16 protein-coding genes and 1 tRNA gene are annotated in these 15,114 nt (G+C 53.5%); 5 read left to right on the top strand and 12 right to left on the bottom strand.

Features of this window, described 5'->3' with window-relative positions; genetic code table 11:
• Both O2N63_RS17345 and O2N63_RS17340 read right to left on the bottom strand, forming a co-directional pair.
• Positions 1 to 672, bottom strand: a 672-nt coding sequence (locus O2N63_RS17345; RefSeq protein ID WP_271055568.1) for a response regulator, incomplete at its 3' end; no start/stop codon positions are given.
• Between the two features lie 323 nt (positions 673 to 995).
• Entirely contained in the window at positions 996 to 1,604 is a 609-nt protein-coding gene (locus tag O2N63_RS17340; RefSeq protein WP_271055567.1) for a TetR/AcrR family transcriptional regulator, read from the bottom strand.
• A gap of 106 nt (positions 1,605 to 1,710) precedes the next feature.
• Between O2N63_RS17340 and O2N63_RS17335 the strand changes: the two genes are divergently transcribed.
• The 3 genes from O2N63_RS17335 to O2N63_RS17325 all read left to right on the top strand — a co-directional run bounded on the left by O2N63_RS17335 (position 1,711) and on the right by O2N63_RS17325 (position 3,836).
• Entirely contained in the window at positions 1,711 to 2,397 is a 687-nt protein-coding gene (locus O2N63_RS17335) for a PspA/IM30 family protein (RefSeq protein ID WP_271055566.1), read from the top strand.
• A gap of 91 nt (positions 2,398 to 2,488) precedes the next feature.
• A complete protein-coding gene (locus O2N63_RS17330; protein ID WP_271055565.1) occupies positions 2,489 to 2,770 on the top strand; it encodes a YiaA/YiaB family inner membrane protein in 282 nt (93 codons plus the stop codon).
• An 88-nt stretch (positions 2,771 to 2,858) separates the two neighbouring features.
• A complete protein-coding gene (locus tag O2N63_RS17325; RefSeq protein ID WP_271055564.1) occupies positions 2,859 to 3,836 on the top strand; it encodes an Lnb N-terminal periplasmic domain-containing protein in 978 nt (325 codons plus the stop codon).
• Positions 3,837 to 4,188: 352 nt separating this feature from the next.
• On the opposite strand, the gene O2N63_RS17320 is transcribed toward O2N63_RS17325, so the two are convergent.
• From O2N63_RS17320 to O2N63_RS17300, 5 genes are all read right to left on the bottom strand, one after another.
• Positions 4,189 to 5,823 (bottom strand): acyl-CoA synthetase, encoded by a 1,635-nt coding sequence (locus O2N63_RS17320; protein ID WP_271055570.1) that lies wholly within the window; start codon positions 5,821 to 5,823, stop codon positions 4,189 to 4,191.
• Between the two features lie 5 nt (positions 5,824 to 5,828).
• Positions 5,829 to 6,623: an enoyl-CoA hydratase gene (locus O2N63_RS17315; RefSeq protein ID WP_271055563.1), complete on the bottom strand. Its 795-nt coding sequence runs from the start codon at positions 6,621 to 6,623 to the stop codon at positions 5,829 to 5,831.
• 21 nt (positions 6,624 to 6,644) lie between these two features.
• Complete coding sequence (locus tag O2N63_RS17310) at positions 6,645 to 7,094, bottom strand: OsmC family protein (RefSeq protein WP_271055562.1); 450 nt, start codon at positions 7,092 to 7,094, stop codon at positions 6,645 to 6,647.
• 27 nt (positions 7,095 to 7,121) lie between these two features.
• Positions 7,122 to 8,264: a glycine cleavage T C-terminal barrel domain-containing protein gene (locus O2N63_RS17305; RefSeq protein WP_271055561.1), complete on the bottom strand. Its 1,143-nt coding sequence runs from the start codon at positions 8,262 to 8,264 to the stop codon at positions 7,122 to 7,124.
• 159 nt (positions 8,265 to 8,423) lie between these two features.
• The gene (locus O2N63_RS17300) at positions 8,424 to 8,915 is read right to left on the bottom strand and encodes an Lrp/AsnC family transcriptional regulator (protein ID WP_271055560.1); all 492 of its coding nucleotides are present in this window, start codon (positions 8,913 to 8,915) and stop codon (positions 8,424 to 8,426) included.
• Between the two features lie 412 nt (positions 8,916 to 9,327).
• Here O2N63_RS17300 and O2N63_RS17295 point away from each other — a divergent pair.
• Positions 9,328 to 9,402 (top strand) — tRNA-Asn (locus O2N63_RS17295).
• A gap of 194 nt (positions 9,403 to 9,596) precedes the next feature.
• Here O2N63_RS17295 and cueR read toward each other — a convergent pair.
• Both cueR and O2N63_RS17285 read right to left on the bottom strand, forming a co-directional pair.
• A complete protein-coding gene (gene cueR, locus O2N63_RS17290) occupies positions 9,597 to 9,992 on the bottom strand; it encodes a Cu(I)-responsive transcriptional regulator (protein WP_271055569.1) in 396 nt (131 codons plus the stop codon).
• 19 nt (positions 9,993 to 10,011) lie between these two features.
• A complete protein-coding gene (locus tag O2N63_RS17285) occupies positions 10,012 to 12,519 on the bottom strand; it encodes a heavy metal translocating P-type ATPase (RefSeq protein WP_271055559.1) in 2,508 nt (835 codons plus the stop codon).
• A gap of 158 nt (positions 12,520 to 12,677) precedes the next feature.
• Here O2N63_RS17285 and O2N63_RS17280 point away from each other — a divergent pair, with 158 nt between their 5' ends.
• A complete protein-coding gene (locus tag O2N63_RS17280; protein WP_271055558.1) occupies positions 12,678 to 12,884 on the top strand; it encodes a heavy-metal-associated domain-containing protein in 207 nt (68 codons plus the stop codon).
• A gap of 366 nt (positions 12,885 to 13,250) precedes the next feature.
• On the opposite strand, the gene O2N63_RS17275 is transcribed toward O2N63_RS17280, so the two are convergent.
• From O2N63_RS17275 to O2N63_RS17265, 3 genes are all read right to left on the bottom strand, one after another.
• Entirely contained in the window at positions 13,251 to 13,682 is a 432-nt protein-coding gene (locus tag O2N63_RS17275) for a c-type cytochrome (RefSeq protein WP_408629828.1), read from the bottom strand.
• A 113-nt stretch (positions 13,683 to 13,795) separates the two neighbouring features.
• Entirely contained in the window at positions 13,796 to 14,527 is a 732-nt protein-coding gene (locus O2N63_RS17270; RefSeq protein WP_271055556.1) for a DsbA family protein, read from the bottom strand.
• 157 nt (positions 14,528 to 14,684) lie between these two features.
• The coding region (locus O2N63_RS17265) for a c-type cytochrome (RefSeq protein ID WP_271055555.1) at positions 14,685 to 15,114 on the bottom strand (430 nt) is incomplete at its 5' end.

Below are 15,114 nucleotides of genomic sequence, written 5' to 3'. Positions count from 1 at the left end.
TGTCTTGATAATCTTCGGGCGCAATATGTCAGGTTCAATTTTGCGCCGCAACCGGCTGATCTGATTGTCAATTATCCGGTCGAGCGGACCCGCAGAGCGCCCGACCGCCAGATCCAGAAGCTCGTCTCGGCTGAGAACTACCCGAGGTCGTTCCAGCAAGACCATCAACAGCTTGAAATCTGCATTTGTCAGAGCTGTTTCGCCGCCATCGCTGTCCACCAGCACCTGACGATCCGCATCCAGGAGAAGATGCGCAAAGCGGACGTTTTTTCCTGAAAAGTTTCCGGCCAGGGTTTCGACCTGCGGCGCCCGCCTGAGGACAGCCTTGATCCGAGCAAGCAATTCTCGGGGATTGAAGGGCTTGGCCAGGTAATCATCTGCGCCAATTTCCAAACCCACGATCCGATCGGTTTCTTCACCAAGCGCAGTCAGCATGATGATCGGAATGGCTTTTTCAGCGGAAAGCCGTTGGCAGATCGAAAGCCCGCTCTCCCCCGGCATCATCACATCCAGAACCATCAGATCGAATTGTCCCTTTGCCAGTTTCGCATCCATGTCGGCTGCGTCCTTGGCGGATGTTGCACGCATCCCGTTTTTTTCCAGAAAACGGGTCACACTGTCCCGGATCTGTTTGTGATCATCTACGACAAGGATATGCGGTGGGTTCGTCATAATGTCTTTCTACGTCAACTTCTGAGGGCCGGTCAGACCTATTTTTGTCTCCGATTGTATCAAACACTGGTCGTTGCGACAGATTGATAAAACCCCTTGGCGTAAGTTCTTTATTTTAGTCATTTCATGCAGATGTGACTGAGGCAACGAAGCATGGACAGTTAAAATGTCCGGAATACTGCAAAGCAGCGCACCTCTAGCCACTTGCAGTATGGGGTGCGTTCGGATCGGGCAAATTCACCCATAGGATATATTCTATGGACTTTGATTAAGTACGCCTTCGCCGTCTAGACGGACACTATTTTTCCCAAACATATTTTGCCTCAAACTGCGAGGTGCGCCCCACGGGTCATGGCGCTGACAAGAGCACTTACCTCTTGGCGCAGATCCTGCATAGGCACCCCAACGAAACGACCCTGAAGCGCGAGCAGCACTACGCCGTGGACGGCGGCAAACGTTGTGCGAGAGCGCAATACCAACGCTTGATCGTCGAGATCTGGGCGCAATTGTTTTAACGGAGCAACAATGACCTCGATCAACACCGCATGATCCTGACGATGCCACTCAGGTATCTCATGCCCTTCAGGAGGTCGATGTTCAAACAATGCAATCCAAAGCTTGTGGTTCTCGCAGGCAAAATCAACATAGCGCGTGGCCAACGCTTGCATCACCTCTTCCGGCGAAGTTTCTTGCTCTGGCAACGCGGATCGAAGCGCTGCACCCAGCCGCGCCAATGTGCGCGAATTTACATGCATGATAAGCATGTCCAGGTCCTCGAACGCATTGTATAGCGCGCCCAAAGCACAGCCAGCCTGAGCAGTAACAGCTCGCGCTTTAAGACCATCAATCCCCTGCTGCGAGATTTGATCTTCGGCTGCTTCGATCAGCCGTTTTCGCAGCTCGGCGCGTTTTTCATCTCGTTTGTTTCCCATTTGTCACCAAACTATTTCTTGAACATTGTTCATTTAATTCTTGAACGCCGTTCACGAAGGCATTACCTACATTTCATGAACACCGTTCATAACAAAGGAGAGCCCAATGTTCAAGATGATTACGACGCTTATCCGTAGCCACAGCCACGACACAGTTGAGGACATTACCGATGCAAATGCATTACAAATTCTGCGCCAACAACTGCGAGATGCAGCAGTCGGGTTGGAAAAATCCAAACGTGCAGTGGCAGTGGTCATGGCCTACGCAGAGCGAGAGCGTAAATCAGCGATCAAACTCGAAGCCCAGCTTGCCGATTTAGAAGTACGCGCATTGGACGCAATCGTGAAAGAGCGCGAAGATCTTGCTATGGAAGCCGCCTCGGCGATTGCCGACCTTGAAGCGGAACACACCGCCTGTCGCACCTCAATCACCCATTATGATGGTGAAATCAGTAGATTACGCGATCAAGTCAGCCTGGCAGAGCAACGTCTTCGCGCTCTTCAGCGTGGCAAACAAATCGCGGATGCGGCACAGCGCACTCAAGAACTGCGAGGAACAATGCCTGATGGCGTGTTGGCAAGTCTGAAAGAAGCGGAAGCAACCCTTGAGCGTCTGCAAAATCGACAGAGCCACGCCGAACAAGTTGAGCTTGCTTTGACAGAAGTAAATGCCTCCTCAAGCGCCGAGGCAACCTCTGCCCGTCTGGCTGCAGCAGGCTGCGGTGCGCCGCTGCGCGCGGAGGCAGCGGATGTCATGGCACGTCTGAAGGCAAAAACAGCAACCTCTTCCTGAACAAACCCCGACTTCGCCCAAAAATCTCCAAAATCGGGCACCATGAAAATACACACAACTCAAAGATGAGATCTTTTATAGGAATTTAACAATGACCAACTATACCCCCAAAGTTTCCCAAGCCTGGAATAGCTTCACCTATATCATGTTCACCATCGCCGTTGTCATGATGGCAGGCGGCATCTGGTCCTTACAGGCAAGCTTTACCGCAAAAGGTTATTACGCCATGGCCGCATTGATGCTTGTCTATACCACCGCTGCAGTGACCAAGTCGCTGCGGGACAAGGAAGAAAGCGACCGGATCTACAACAAGATCGAAGATGCGCGCACCGAACGTATGCTTGCCGAAGTGTCGGCCAAAGACGAAGAGTAACGCCCCGTTTTGACCGCGCACTGCAATTTCGAGGTGCGCGGTCCCATTCCCCCTTTCGCAAAAAACAAGCCAAATGAGATTTTGTGCAATGACCCGTTTTAGACGTTTTTTATTTCATGGTATTTTCACTGTGCTGGCGGCAGCAGGGGCCGCCTGGTCAGCGACCGCGATCTGGCTGAACCAGAGCGGTGTGGCTCTTGTCTTTGCCCTCGTTTTACTAGCTCTTGCCGTTGTCGCCGTGATTTCAGCCCGCATATACAAACGCCGAATAGGCTGGGCTGCGTTGGCGCTTGCTGTGGTTGGCGTATTTGGCTGGTATCAGACCATCACCCCGCGCGCTGATCGGGTCTGGGCACCCGACGTAGCGCATGGCGTTACCGCACGGATAAACGACAATCTCATCACGTTGGCCAATCTGCGCGACTTTGACTGGCAAACAAAAGATCGTGCAAATGAACGCTGGATTTCGGAAACCTACGACCTTGATCAGTTGGAGAGTGTGGACATGCTGACCTCTGTCTGGGACAGCCCCGACATCGCTCATTTGTTGGTCAGTTTCGGGTTTTCCAATGGCGAGCAAGTTGTTTTTTCTGTTGAGATCCGCCGTGAAGAGGGGGAAAAATTCAGCGAAATTGGTGGGTTCTTTCGACAATTTGAACTGGTGCTGATCGCTGCCACCGAACAGGATATCGTCCGTTTGCGCACTGATTTCCGCGATGAAAAGGTGCGGATGTTCCCAGTCGTCCTAACCCCCGAACAGAGGCGCACAATGTTCCTGTCTTACGTGGGCCTTGCGAAGGATCTGGAAAAGAAACCGCAATTCTACAACACCATTTCCGCCAACTGCACCACAGTCGTTTACGGCCTCGCCCGCAGCCTGAAATCCGACCTGCCAATCAGAAAGAGCCTAATTTTGTCAGGTCGCCTACCCCAATATCTGGAGGAGCTTGGCGTTCTTGGTGGGAAAGGCACAACAGGTGATCGCCTAAATGGGGCATTGTTGCGTGCAGATGCACAGATTGCCCACCCGAACCTAACGTTTTCGCAGGCTATCCGTGTGAAGTAAGCAGCCGTTCATCTTGCACCCAAGTCCTCATTGGGCCGTGTGTTCAGGTGATGCCGACAGTGCATCACCTGAACTGCCTAAGACGCCAACCCATGCAAAATCAGTTTTCAGAGATACAGCCCATTTGCGCGTAAAGCTCTATCTCGCGTTAGCCTAGTGTTGGCTTTCCGCAGGAAGTTGGACAGTTATGTCGGCCTCTTGAGCCAACTCAGAAGCAAAGCATTTACTCTACTCACCATAACACCCCTACCCCGTTTAACAGCCGCAAGTTTGATCTTCATCAGCAACACCCACCAGTTTCAACTCGAGTTTCAAACTGGATGAGTATTGCTCTGAAAAAGACGATTTCTTTCTACGACCCGATCTCTTTTGCTTGCTCGCGCAATACGAACTTTTGGATTTTTCCTGTCGATGTTCTTGGGATGGACGTGAAGATGAACCTGCCGGGAACCTTGTAATGGGCAAGATGGTCGCGGCACCAGTCCTGAAGTTCCTTCACATCCGCATGATGCCCCGCAGAAAGCTCGATAAATGCACAGGGTGTTTCGCCCCATTTCTCGTGGGGCATGGCCACGACCGCAGCCACCTCAACCGCGGGATGGCGATAAAGCGCTTCTTCCACTTCGATTGATGAAATGTTTTCGCCACCAGAAATAATCACATCCTTTGACCGATCCTTGAGCTGGATATAACCGTCGGGATGCATGACCCCCAGATCACCGGAATGGAACCAGCCGCCAGAAAAGGCCTCTTGTGTTGCTGTTGGATTGCGGAAATATCCCTTCATGACGACATTGCCGCGGAACATGACTTCGCCCATGGTTTTACCGTCGCGCGGAACCTGCGTCATCGTGATCGGGTCCAGAACATCCAGTCCTTCCAACGGCAGGTAACGCACGCCCTGTCGGGATTTCAATGCGGCTTGCTCTGATGATGGAAGGTCGGACCAGCTATCGTGCCAGTCATTGACCACGGCGGGGCCATAGGTTTCGGTCAGACCATAAAGGTGGGTCACGTCGAAACCAGCGGTTTTCATGTCAGCAAGCAAGGTTTCGGGCGGTGGGGCCGCTGCGGTGAAGAAATGCACCTCCTGATCCAACTCGCGCTTGGCTTCGGGCGCCGCCGAAATCATCAGCGACATCACGATGGGCGCGCCGCAAAGGTGGGTTACATTATGGTCCGCCAAGGCATTCCAGATCGGCTCTGCTCGGACTTGCCGCAGGCAAACATGGGTGCCGATGATCGCGGACATTGTCCATGGGAAACACCAGCCGTTGCAATGAAACATCGGTAGCGTCCAGAGATAGACCGCATGTTTCTGCATCGAGGCGGTCAAAGCGTTGCCTTGCGCCAGCAGATAGGCTCCACGGTGGTGCGAAACGACCCCTTTGGGGTTGCCCGTCGTGCCCGAGGTGTAATTGATTGAGATCGCATCCCATTCATCATCGGGCATCAACCAGGCGAAATCCGGATCTCCGCCAGACAGGAAGACCTCATAATCCAGAGCTTTCTCAGGTATGTCAGGGCCATCATATTCGGGGTCGTCATATTGGATCAGCGCAGGCTTCACCGTCGCAAGCGCCAGAGCTTCTTGCATCAATGGCATGAATTCTCGGTCCACAATCACGATCTTCGACATCGCGTGGTCAAGCTGAAAGGCGATGATGGATGCGTCCAGACGCGTGTTGATCGAATGCAGAACCGCGCCACACATCGGCACGCCGTAGTGGCATTCCAGCATTGCGGGCGTATTGGCAAGCATGACTGAGACAGTATCACCACGCCCTATGCTCCGCCCAGCCAACGCCGAAGCCAATTGGCGCGACCGGCTGTAGAACTCGGCATAGTTGCGCCGCAATGCCCCGTGAATGATCGCAATGTGATCAGGAAAGACAGTCGCGGCGCGCTCGAGGAAGGTCAGTGGCGTCAAAGGCTGATGGTTTGCTGAATTGCGATCAAGGCCGATGTTGTAGGGGTTTTCGGACATGGCGCTTATGCGTCCTTCCATTGGGGCACGCGTTTTTCGATGAAGGCAGCAATGCCTTCTTCGGCGTCGTGGGCCAGCATGTTTTCGACCATCACCTGCGACGCATAATCATAGGCTTCGGACAGAGGCATTTCCCGTTGTGCGTAAAAGGCGCGTTTACCAGTGGCCAGCGTCATCGAGGATTTGGAGGCGATCTTACCTGCCATTTCCATGGTCGCGTCTTGCAACTGATCAGGTGCAACGGTGCGGTTGACCAGCCCGATCTCGGCGGCGCGGCTGGCAGAGGTCATGTCGCCAGTCAGAAGCATTTCCATCGCGTGTTTGTTCGACACATTGCGCGAGAGCGCCACCATTGGCGTCGAGCAGAACAACCCGATATGCACTCCTGGTGTGCTGAATAGCGACGTCTCGGACGCAATGGCAAGATCGCAGCTGGCAACCAGCTGACACCCCGCAGCTGTGGCGACACCTGTTACTTCGGCGATGACAGGTTTGGGGCAGTTCACGATCCCCTGCATCATGGTGGCACACATCGACATGACCTTGGCGAAATAGGCTTGCCCCCGGTCACTATGTTCGCGGCCTGCGGTCATTTCCTTCAGGTCGTGTCCCGCGCAATAAGCCGGACCATTTGCAGCCAGAACAATCACGCGAACCGCAGGATCCGCCCCGGCCTCGGTAAACGTATCTGTTAGGACAGCCAGCATCGCTTCCGACAGCGCGTTCCGGCGTCCGACATCGTTCAGTGTCAGGCGCAGAATGCCGGCTTCGTCCAATTCACGTAACAGGATATCAGTCATGGTTCCCCCTATCGCCTGCGGTCAGCGGATGTTGATTTCGACACTGTCGGCCAGCGAATTGGCGATGAAACAATAGCGATGCGCTCGATCCTGCATTTCATCCATTTCCGCATCCGAAACCGAAAAGCCGGTGTCAAATCGCACCACCGGGTGCAGATCCAGTCGCGTGACCGACATCTGGCCTTTTGAGTTCTTGCCCAGATGTGCCTCGGCGTAATCGTGATAGCTGGCGACCGGCCATCCGGCTTTGGCCGCAAGCGCGAGGAAAGTCATCATGTGGCAGCTGGACACCGCTGAGGCCAGGGCCTGTTCCGGGTTGGTGTTGTCGGGATCACCGCCCCAATCAGGGGCGGCGTCCACTTGTACGACATTGCTGTCGTTATATTGAACAGTGTGTTCGGCGGAATATTGGCCAGCTTGCAAAGCGGGCTCTGCACGCTGCCAATGCAGCTCGATAGAAAGATCGGACATGTCTGTTTCTCTGTTCTGACGTTATGCTCAGGCGGCGGTAATTTTCTTTTTTGGGTCGTAAAAAGGGCGTTCAACGATCGTCGCGCGCACCGCTCCTTTGGGCATTTCAACCTCGACCGTTGCACCAATGGTGGCACATTCAGTCGACACCATGGCCAACGCGATGTTCTGCTCCAGGCGTGGCGAATAGACGGCAGATGTGACCTTACCCACGACCTCGCCTTCGCGATTGATCGTCCAGAAGGTCGTGTTTGGTCCCTTCAACGGTTCGCTGTGAATGATAAGCCCAACCTGCTTGCGGCTCGCACCCTGGTCACGGATACGGCGCAACGCGGATTTGCCCACAAAATCGGCCTCGATGTCGAGGTTCACGAGCCGGTCAAAGCCCAGCTCATAAGGGTTGGTGTTGATGTCTGCATCAGCGTGGTATGAGAGCATACCGCCTTCGATCCGGCGGATCGACGAGGTGTGACCCGGTTTCAGGCCAAAAGGCTTGCCGGCTTCCATAATTTTTTCCCATAATTCTTCACCACGGGAACCATCCTGCAGATAGAGCTCGTACCCCAGTTCGCTTGACCAGCCGGTACGAGACGCAATCAGCGGAATTCCGTCCAGTTCGACCTCGCGCAGCCAATAATATTTCAGGTCCATGATGCTGTCGCCGAACAGTGCTTTCATCACCTCTCCGGACTTCGGACCTTGCAGCTGAAGCGGAGAAACATCGGGTTCACGGATGGTGACATCAAGGCCGGAATGCACTGCCACACCCTGCGCCCAGAGCAGGATGTCGCTATCGGCCAGAGAGATCCAGAAGTGGTTTTCCGCTAGTCGCAACAGGATCGGGTCATTCAGGATGCCGCCATCGGCATTGGTGATCAGGATGTATTTGCATTGACCAACCGCCATTTTCGACAGGTCGCGGGGTGTCAACATCTGAGTGAATTTGGCCGCATCAGGTCCGGTAATCTCGACTTGGCGTTCCACAGCCACGTCGCAAAGAATTGCGTCGTTTACCAAGTTCCAGAAGTTCTGTTCCGGATCCCCGAAATCACGCGGGATATACATGTGATTATAGACCGAAAACGCCTTGGCGCCCCAGCGGACAGTTGCGTCGAAATAAGGGGATTTGCGGATTTGCGTGCCGAAGCCGAAGTCATCTGATTGTGTCATGGTTTTCACCCAGCTGGACCACCGGCCTATCGACCGTGGATAGTTTGAACTGGGTGGGTTTTAGCCTTGGTTGCCGTCAGTTTGCGGGCTAAAATACCCATCATCAAAAGTCCATCTGGACTGTTGAGGATCGGCTTGCAGACCGCTTGGTCCGAGGCGTTACTTTTTGCCCTTATCCACCAGCGCTCCGAGATTCGGCTGTGCAGATTTGACCTCGCGCGTTACGATATAGGTCATGTATCGCTCAATCCCCAACTCAGACGCCAGCAATGAGTCCATGAGCGTTTGAAAACCCGTTAGGTTCGAGGTGAACACCTTCAGAACATAGTCCATGCCTCCACCAGTGGCGATACATTCCACCACCTCATCCAGCTTGCAGATATGGGTCTCAAACCGATCAAAATCTGATTTACGGTGCTGCCTGAGCGACACGGTCACAATCACTTGGGTAAAATCACCAACAAGATCCAATGCGATGTCAGCTTGGTATCCCCGGATGAAACCAGCCGCCTTTAGCCTGTCCAAACGGACCCAGCAGGGGGTAGGCGACAGATTGACAATTTCAGCAAGCTTGGTTTTGCTAAGTTGGCCGTGTTTCTGGATTGCACTGAGAATGCGAATGTCGGTCGCATCAAGGCTAAATTTGTTCATCCATCGAGGTCTTTCATAGTGGCGATACAAAACATTGACAAAATATTTGCACGAGAAGCAATGCCAGAGTTTAGCTCTCAATTCGACTGCCGGCAGAAGGATCCCCCCTGCCCACTCTCTATTCTGCGCGGTCCTGATCTGCCGCTAATAAATTCCAGTATTATAGGCACAAGAACTTTGACCTTGTCCTAAAACGGCTTCAAAAATCGTTGTGGAGCAAGCGCGCCCTAAACTCAAACGCCTCTCTCTCCGGCATTTAATCTCCGGGTAAGAAAAGCAAGTACTTCGAGCTGCTCAGTATTCAGCTAAATTGTTCGGATTGGTTCATTTGGGTTCAACACCACATTTTCCGATATCAATCACATTTCACCTCTTGCAGCCTTCATTTCCCAACGCTATACACCGCCTCAGTTCCGGCGTAGCTCAGCGGTAGAGCAGTTGACTGTTAATCAATTGGTCGTAGGTTCGATCCCTACCGCCGGAGCCAAATTATCTAATATTTTCAACCTACTACAGGGCGCATTGAGATCGACCAACCTGATCAACAATCGCTTGTCACTGAACTTGTCACCATATCAAATCAGGGTTTCAATGTTCAGAAGTCCCGTTTAACGTGATACCTAACTCGAGGCTACTAAAGGAAAAGAGCTGCCTAGTTCTTTTTATAGAAAACCGATGTGGTTATGAATCGCCCATATAGCTCAATCCGTTAAGAATAGGACAATCGGGTCGATGGTCTCCAGCGCATTCTTCGGCCAGGTGTGTCAGTGTTTCATGCATGGCCCGTAGATCAATGATCTTGGCCTCTATCTCTTCCAGATGCCGGTTGGTGATCTCTTTCACTTCCGCACTGGAGCGGCTCTCATCTTCATAAAGCGCAAGCAGGGCGCGGCAATCGCCGATCGCAAATCCCAATCCACGGGCCCGACTCAGAAAAATCAGTTTGTGCAGATCGGTTTCACGAAACACGCGATAATCATTTAAGTCACGCAGCGGTTTCACGAGGCCGATATCTTCATAATAGCGGATTGTCTTCGGTCGTAGGCCTGTGCGCTTGGATACTTCTCCGATATTCAAATGCATGTCTTCCTCCAACTTACCCGGCGATTGCGGGCTTCAGCGTGTCAGTTTCCCGGGTCCGCTTCGGCTCATCCTTCTGAAGCGCGGCCTTTACCCAGCGCAAGCGCAACGCGTTGGTCAGCACAAAAACACTGGATAGGGCCATGGCTCCTGCCGCGAGGATCGGAGACAGAAGAACTCCGAAAGCCGGGTACAAAACGCCTGCAGCTACCGGAATCAGCAATGTATTGTAGCTGAATGCCCAGAACAGGTTCTGCCGAATATTGCGCATGGTGCGCGCCGAGATGTCGAAGGCATTGACCACACCCGTAAGATCACCGGACATCAACACAACATCAGCGGCTTCTATCGCCACATCCGTTCCCGTGCCGATAGCGATCCCTACATCCGCGGTTGCCAAGGCCGGAGCGTCATTGATCCCGTCTCCGACGAAAGCCAGTTTGCCGCGCTCACGGAGCGCTTCGAGGGCTGCAACCTTGCCTTCTGGCAGCACTTCGGCAACCACATGATCAATTCCCAGTTCTGACGCAATGACGTCAGCTGTGCCTTGGTGGTCACCGGTAATCATAGCAACACTCAGCCCTAGGCCATGCAGAGCCTCGATCGCGGCAGGTGTTGATGATTTGATCGGGTCGGAGACAGCTAGCACCGCAGCGATGTGCCCATTTATAGCAGCATATAATGGTGTGCGCCCCTTGCGACCTAACGCTTCTCCGGTTTCGTCGAGGTCAGCCAGCTCGATATTCTCCCGCATCATCAAGCGATCAGCTCCAACAAGGATATGTTTTCCATCCACAATCGCCTCGACACCGTAACCGGTAATAGAAGAAAACCCTTCGATCTGCCCCTCGGTCAGCCCTCTCTGGGCCGCCGCGCGCGTGATGGCTTCCGCAATCGGATGTTCGGACTGGGCCTCGACGGCTGCAACAAGGCGCAGCACGTTATCTTCATCAAACCCGTTTGTGGTGATCAGATCGATCAGTTCAGGTCGGCCTTCTGTGAGAGTTCCGGTCTTGTCCAATGCGACAACCCGCGTTTCCTGCAACATCTGTAGCGCGTCCCCTTTCCGAAACAGCACTCCGAACTCCGCAGCACGCCCGGTTCCAACCATGATCGATGTCGGTGTAGCCAGCCCCATTGCACAAGGACAGGCGATGATCAGAACCGCGACACCGGCAATCAGAGCAAAGCTGAGAGCCGGATCAGGACCGAAGATCAACCATGTCAACACGGTCATAAACGCCACCACCATAACAGCGGGAACAAACCAAGCGGTGATCTTGTCCACCAGACCCTGAATAGGCAGCTTGGCCCCCTGTGCCTGTTCCACCATCTGGATAATCTGCGCCAGCATCGTGTCGGACCCAACTTTTGTAGCACGAAAGATCAGGGCACCGGTGCCATTCACAGTGGCTCCAACAACCTCAGAACCCTTTATCTTTTCGACCGGAACCGGTTCGCCGGTGATCATACTTTCATCGACAAAAGAACTGCCCGACAGAACCTCACCATCAACCGCAATCTTTTCTCCGGGCTTAACGTGGACCACATCGCCTACGGTGATCTCTTCGAAGGACAGCTCAATCACCGAACCCTCGCGCTCTACACGCGCCGTCTTGGCTTGAAGCCCAATCAGTTTGCGAATGGCCTCACCCGTGCGCCCCTTGGCGCGAGCCTCCAGAAACCGTCCAAGCAGGATCAAAACGACAATCACCGCTGCGGCCTCAAAATAGACATTGTCCGTGCCAGCCGGAAGAAGTTTCGGAGTAAAAGTTGCAACCAACGAAAATCCATAGGCCGCCGAAGTGCCAAGAGCGACCAGAGAATTCATATCTGGAGCCCCTTTAAGGAGCAGTGGGAAACCCTTGGTATAGAAGTGACGTCCGGGTCCAAACAGGACCACAGATGTCAGCACAAATTGAAGCAGGCGACTGTTTTGTTGCCCGATCGAACCTTCGATCCACATATGTACGGCAGGGATCAGGTGCCCTCCCATTTCAATCAGGAAGACCGGAAACGCCAGAATGGCAGCAATCAGGGTCAGTCGTCCCAACCTGTCGATTTCGGCGGCTTTGCGTTCCGTTCTAGTTGCATCATCTCCAACCTTAACTTTGGCCGGGTAACCGAGATCAGTGGAAATTTTTGCGAGTTCATCTGGCGACACCGCACCGGCCACATAGCGCACCGTTGCTGTTTCGGTAGCTAGGTTGACCTGCGTTTCGATCACACCGGGTTGAGCAGACAGCTTGCGTTCTACCCGCCCCACACAGCTGGCACAGGTCATACTCTCAATCGACAAAGTAACATCTTGAACGATTGCTGGATATCCCGCATCGCTCAAGGCGTCGATCATTCCGGAAATCTCTGCAGGGCTGTCATAGAGGATCTGTGCCGTTTCACTCGCCAAATTGACCGCCGCGCTTGTAACATAGGGAACAGCATTCAACGTGCGTTCGACACGCCTTACGCAAGACGCGCAGGTCATGCCTTCGATCGACAAAGTGATTGAGTTTTGTTCTGACATATACCGCTCCATGCGCTTAGTGATTCGAACTGTCAAAGCTAAAACTGAAGGTTCCAGTGTGGGTAGGGTCAAGCGTTCGACAAAAGAAAATCAGTGACTTGACCTTCCCCCATGGGAACCCCCAAGTCCGTACAGAAAACAAATTCAAGGAGCACAACATGAGTAAATTTCATGTTCCGGACATGAGCTGCGGCCATTGTAAGGCTGCTATCGAAAAGGCGATCAATTCGGCAGATGGCGAGGCAAAACTGTTCTTTGACCTCGATGCCCGCACAGTAGACATCACCAGCCAGCTGGATGTTTCCACTCTTACTCAAATTCTTGAAAAAGAGGGCTATCCCAGTTCGGTCGCGACGTCAGGCTAAGACAGACGCGTCTGAGTAGGAGCATGCGGGCCGTCAACATGGCTGCCCGCCAGCGTTCAAGTAAGCTCTGACAGCATCGTATTAAGTAAACATTTCTGAAGCATCGCCATACCAGTTCGGGACCGTTGTGTTCGCATAACACTCGTTTTGTGACCCCATATCAGATGCTTCTAAAGCATACCGGGTACTGACAAGCTCTTGGCGTCTGGCTATCTTTTCGCAACCTGAGAATATCAACAGGTGGTGAGTGATCCTTTACGACATAACCCACGAATTTCGCCGTGTGATACGACGCAATGTCTTGGTTGATACCGCTTTCAACCTTCAGGCGCGCCAGCAGTTCATACGAGGTTCAAGATTGCTCAATCAGGAATCTCCTCTCATTTGTTCCCCTTGGGTACGGATTTGTTGTGTCTCACGCATGCGATCTGGCCAGCTCGTCTTGATAAACGCCAGAATGTCCCAGATTTCCTGATCACTCAATACATCGGCAAATCCCGGCATGCCGCTGTTGAACCCGCTGACCCCGGTCGCCTCAAGCGCGGCCTTGCCCCCCAGTTTGGTATAGGTAAACAACAGGGCATCTCCGTGATGCCAAGTATGACCCGTCTTATCGTGGGGCGGAGCCGGGAGCGTGCCGTCTTCTTTCTGGCTTCGCCAATCGGGTTCTCCCTGCAAGTCTTCTCCATGGCAGCTCGCACAGTTTTCTGCATAAAGCACCGCGCCTGCATTTGGATCGGAACCCCAGGGCTGTATTGGAGGGCCTGCCTGCGCTTCATTCAGGTTCAAAAACACCATCACACCGGCAATTGTCAGTACGAAAGCACCGAGGATTGTCAGAATTTGACCGCGGGGCATTGGACTACTCCCATTGATCTGGATCTAAATAAGGAACTGCCTATCAAGATACGTCATTCGCGTTCTTCTCGTGTGGCCGTAACAGCATCCAACAATTGGGCCTTTTCCACGAACCCTGGTACGAGCTCATCTCCGATCACAAACGACGGGGTTCCACTAAAACCCAAGGACCTAGAGAGGTTCATCGACGTGACAATATGCTCTTCGATTTCGGGGGCCTGCATGTCCTTTTGCAACTGATCCAGATCCAGCCCGATTTCTTCGGCGATGCGCATGACACTTGCCTCATCCGCGCGCCCTTTCATGCCCATCATCGCCCAATGGAATTCCTCGTATTTTCCCTGATTGCGGGAGGCCAGCGCTGCTCTTGCCGCAAAAACGGATCCTTCCCCGAGGATGGGCCATTCACGATAGACCAATCGCACATTCGGATCGTCATCAAGCAGCCCCTGAACCTCATCCATCGCGCGGCGGCAATAGGGGCAGTTGTAATCAAAGAACTCAACCACGGTCACGTCACCTTCGGGATTCCCCAATACCGGAGCATTTGGGTCCTGTTCCAGAAGGTTCCGTTGATTGGAGAGCGTATCAGCACGCGCGAGTTCGGCCGCTTCAGCTTGTTGTTGCTCCAGAATGGAAACTGCCTCCATGACGATACCCGGGTTTTCACGAATGGCTTCGAGAACAAGCTCTTTCACCCTGCTTTCGTCCAGACCTTCAGCCAATGCGCCCCAAGGCAGCACAATACTCGCAGTTAAAGCGACAATTGATTTTTTCAGGTTCATGGTGTTCTCCCAACTCCATTCATCTCAGGTCACATTGATCCAAGTCGCCAATTCCCAGCGCAGCTCCCATACGCAGAACGTCTCGTCGGGTCTGTGTCATTCCAAATCCTTTTGTCGGAGAGGGACAAAGCCCCTCTCCAGCGTCAATCTTGCGATGTTATCCACCACTGTGATCATCCATCAAATAGGTCGCCATGGCGCGGCGATCTTGTTCGGTAAGAAAGCCGGTCCCATACATGACCACCTCGCCCATCGAGCCCCCGAACGCATCGCCGTCGGGTTTGACTCCCGTGCGCAAGGCGTAGGCAAGACTGTTAACGGTCCAGCCGCGCATCTGTAGGGTTTCATGGTCGATCGCCGGGGCTTTGCCCCCTCCGGGAAGAGATGAGCTTCCCTTGAAGTGTTCGGTATCCGACTTGCGGGCACCGACGAAGTTGCGCCCGGTGTGACAAGCCGCGCAATGGGTAGCACCTTCAACAAGCTCACGCCCACGGTTCCAGATCGCGTCATTGCCTTCAATCGGCTCAGTCCGCGGAGGGGACAGGAACGCGGCGCGCCATAGCTTCAGCCCCCAACGCTGGTTGAAG

The sequence above is a fragment of the Aliiroseovarius salicola genome, assembly GCF_027891095.1.
GTDB lineage: Bacteria > Pseudomonadota > Alphaproteobacteria > Rhodobacterales > Rhodobacteraceae > Aliiroseovarius > Aliiroseovarius salicola.
Note: the sequence above shows the minus strand (reverse complement) of the source record. Positions and strands in the feature narration are given on the sequence as shown.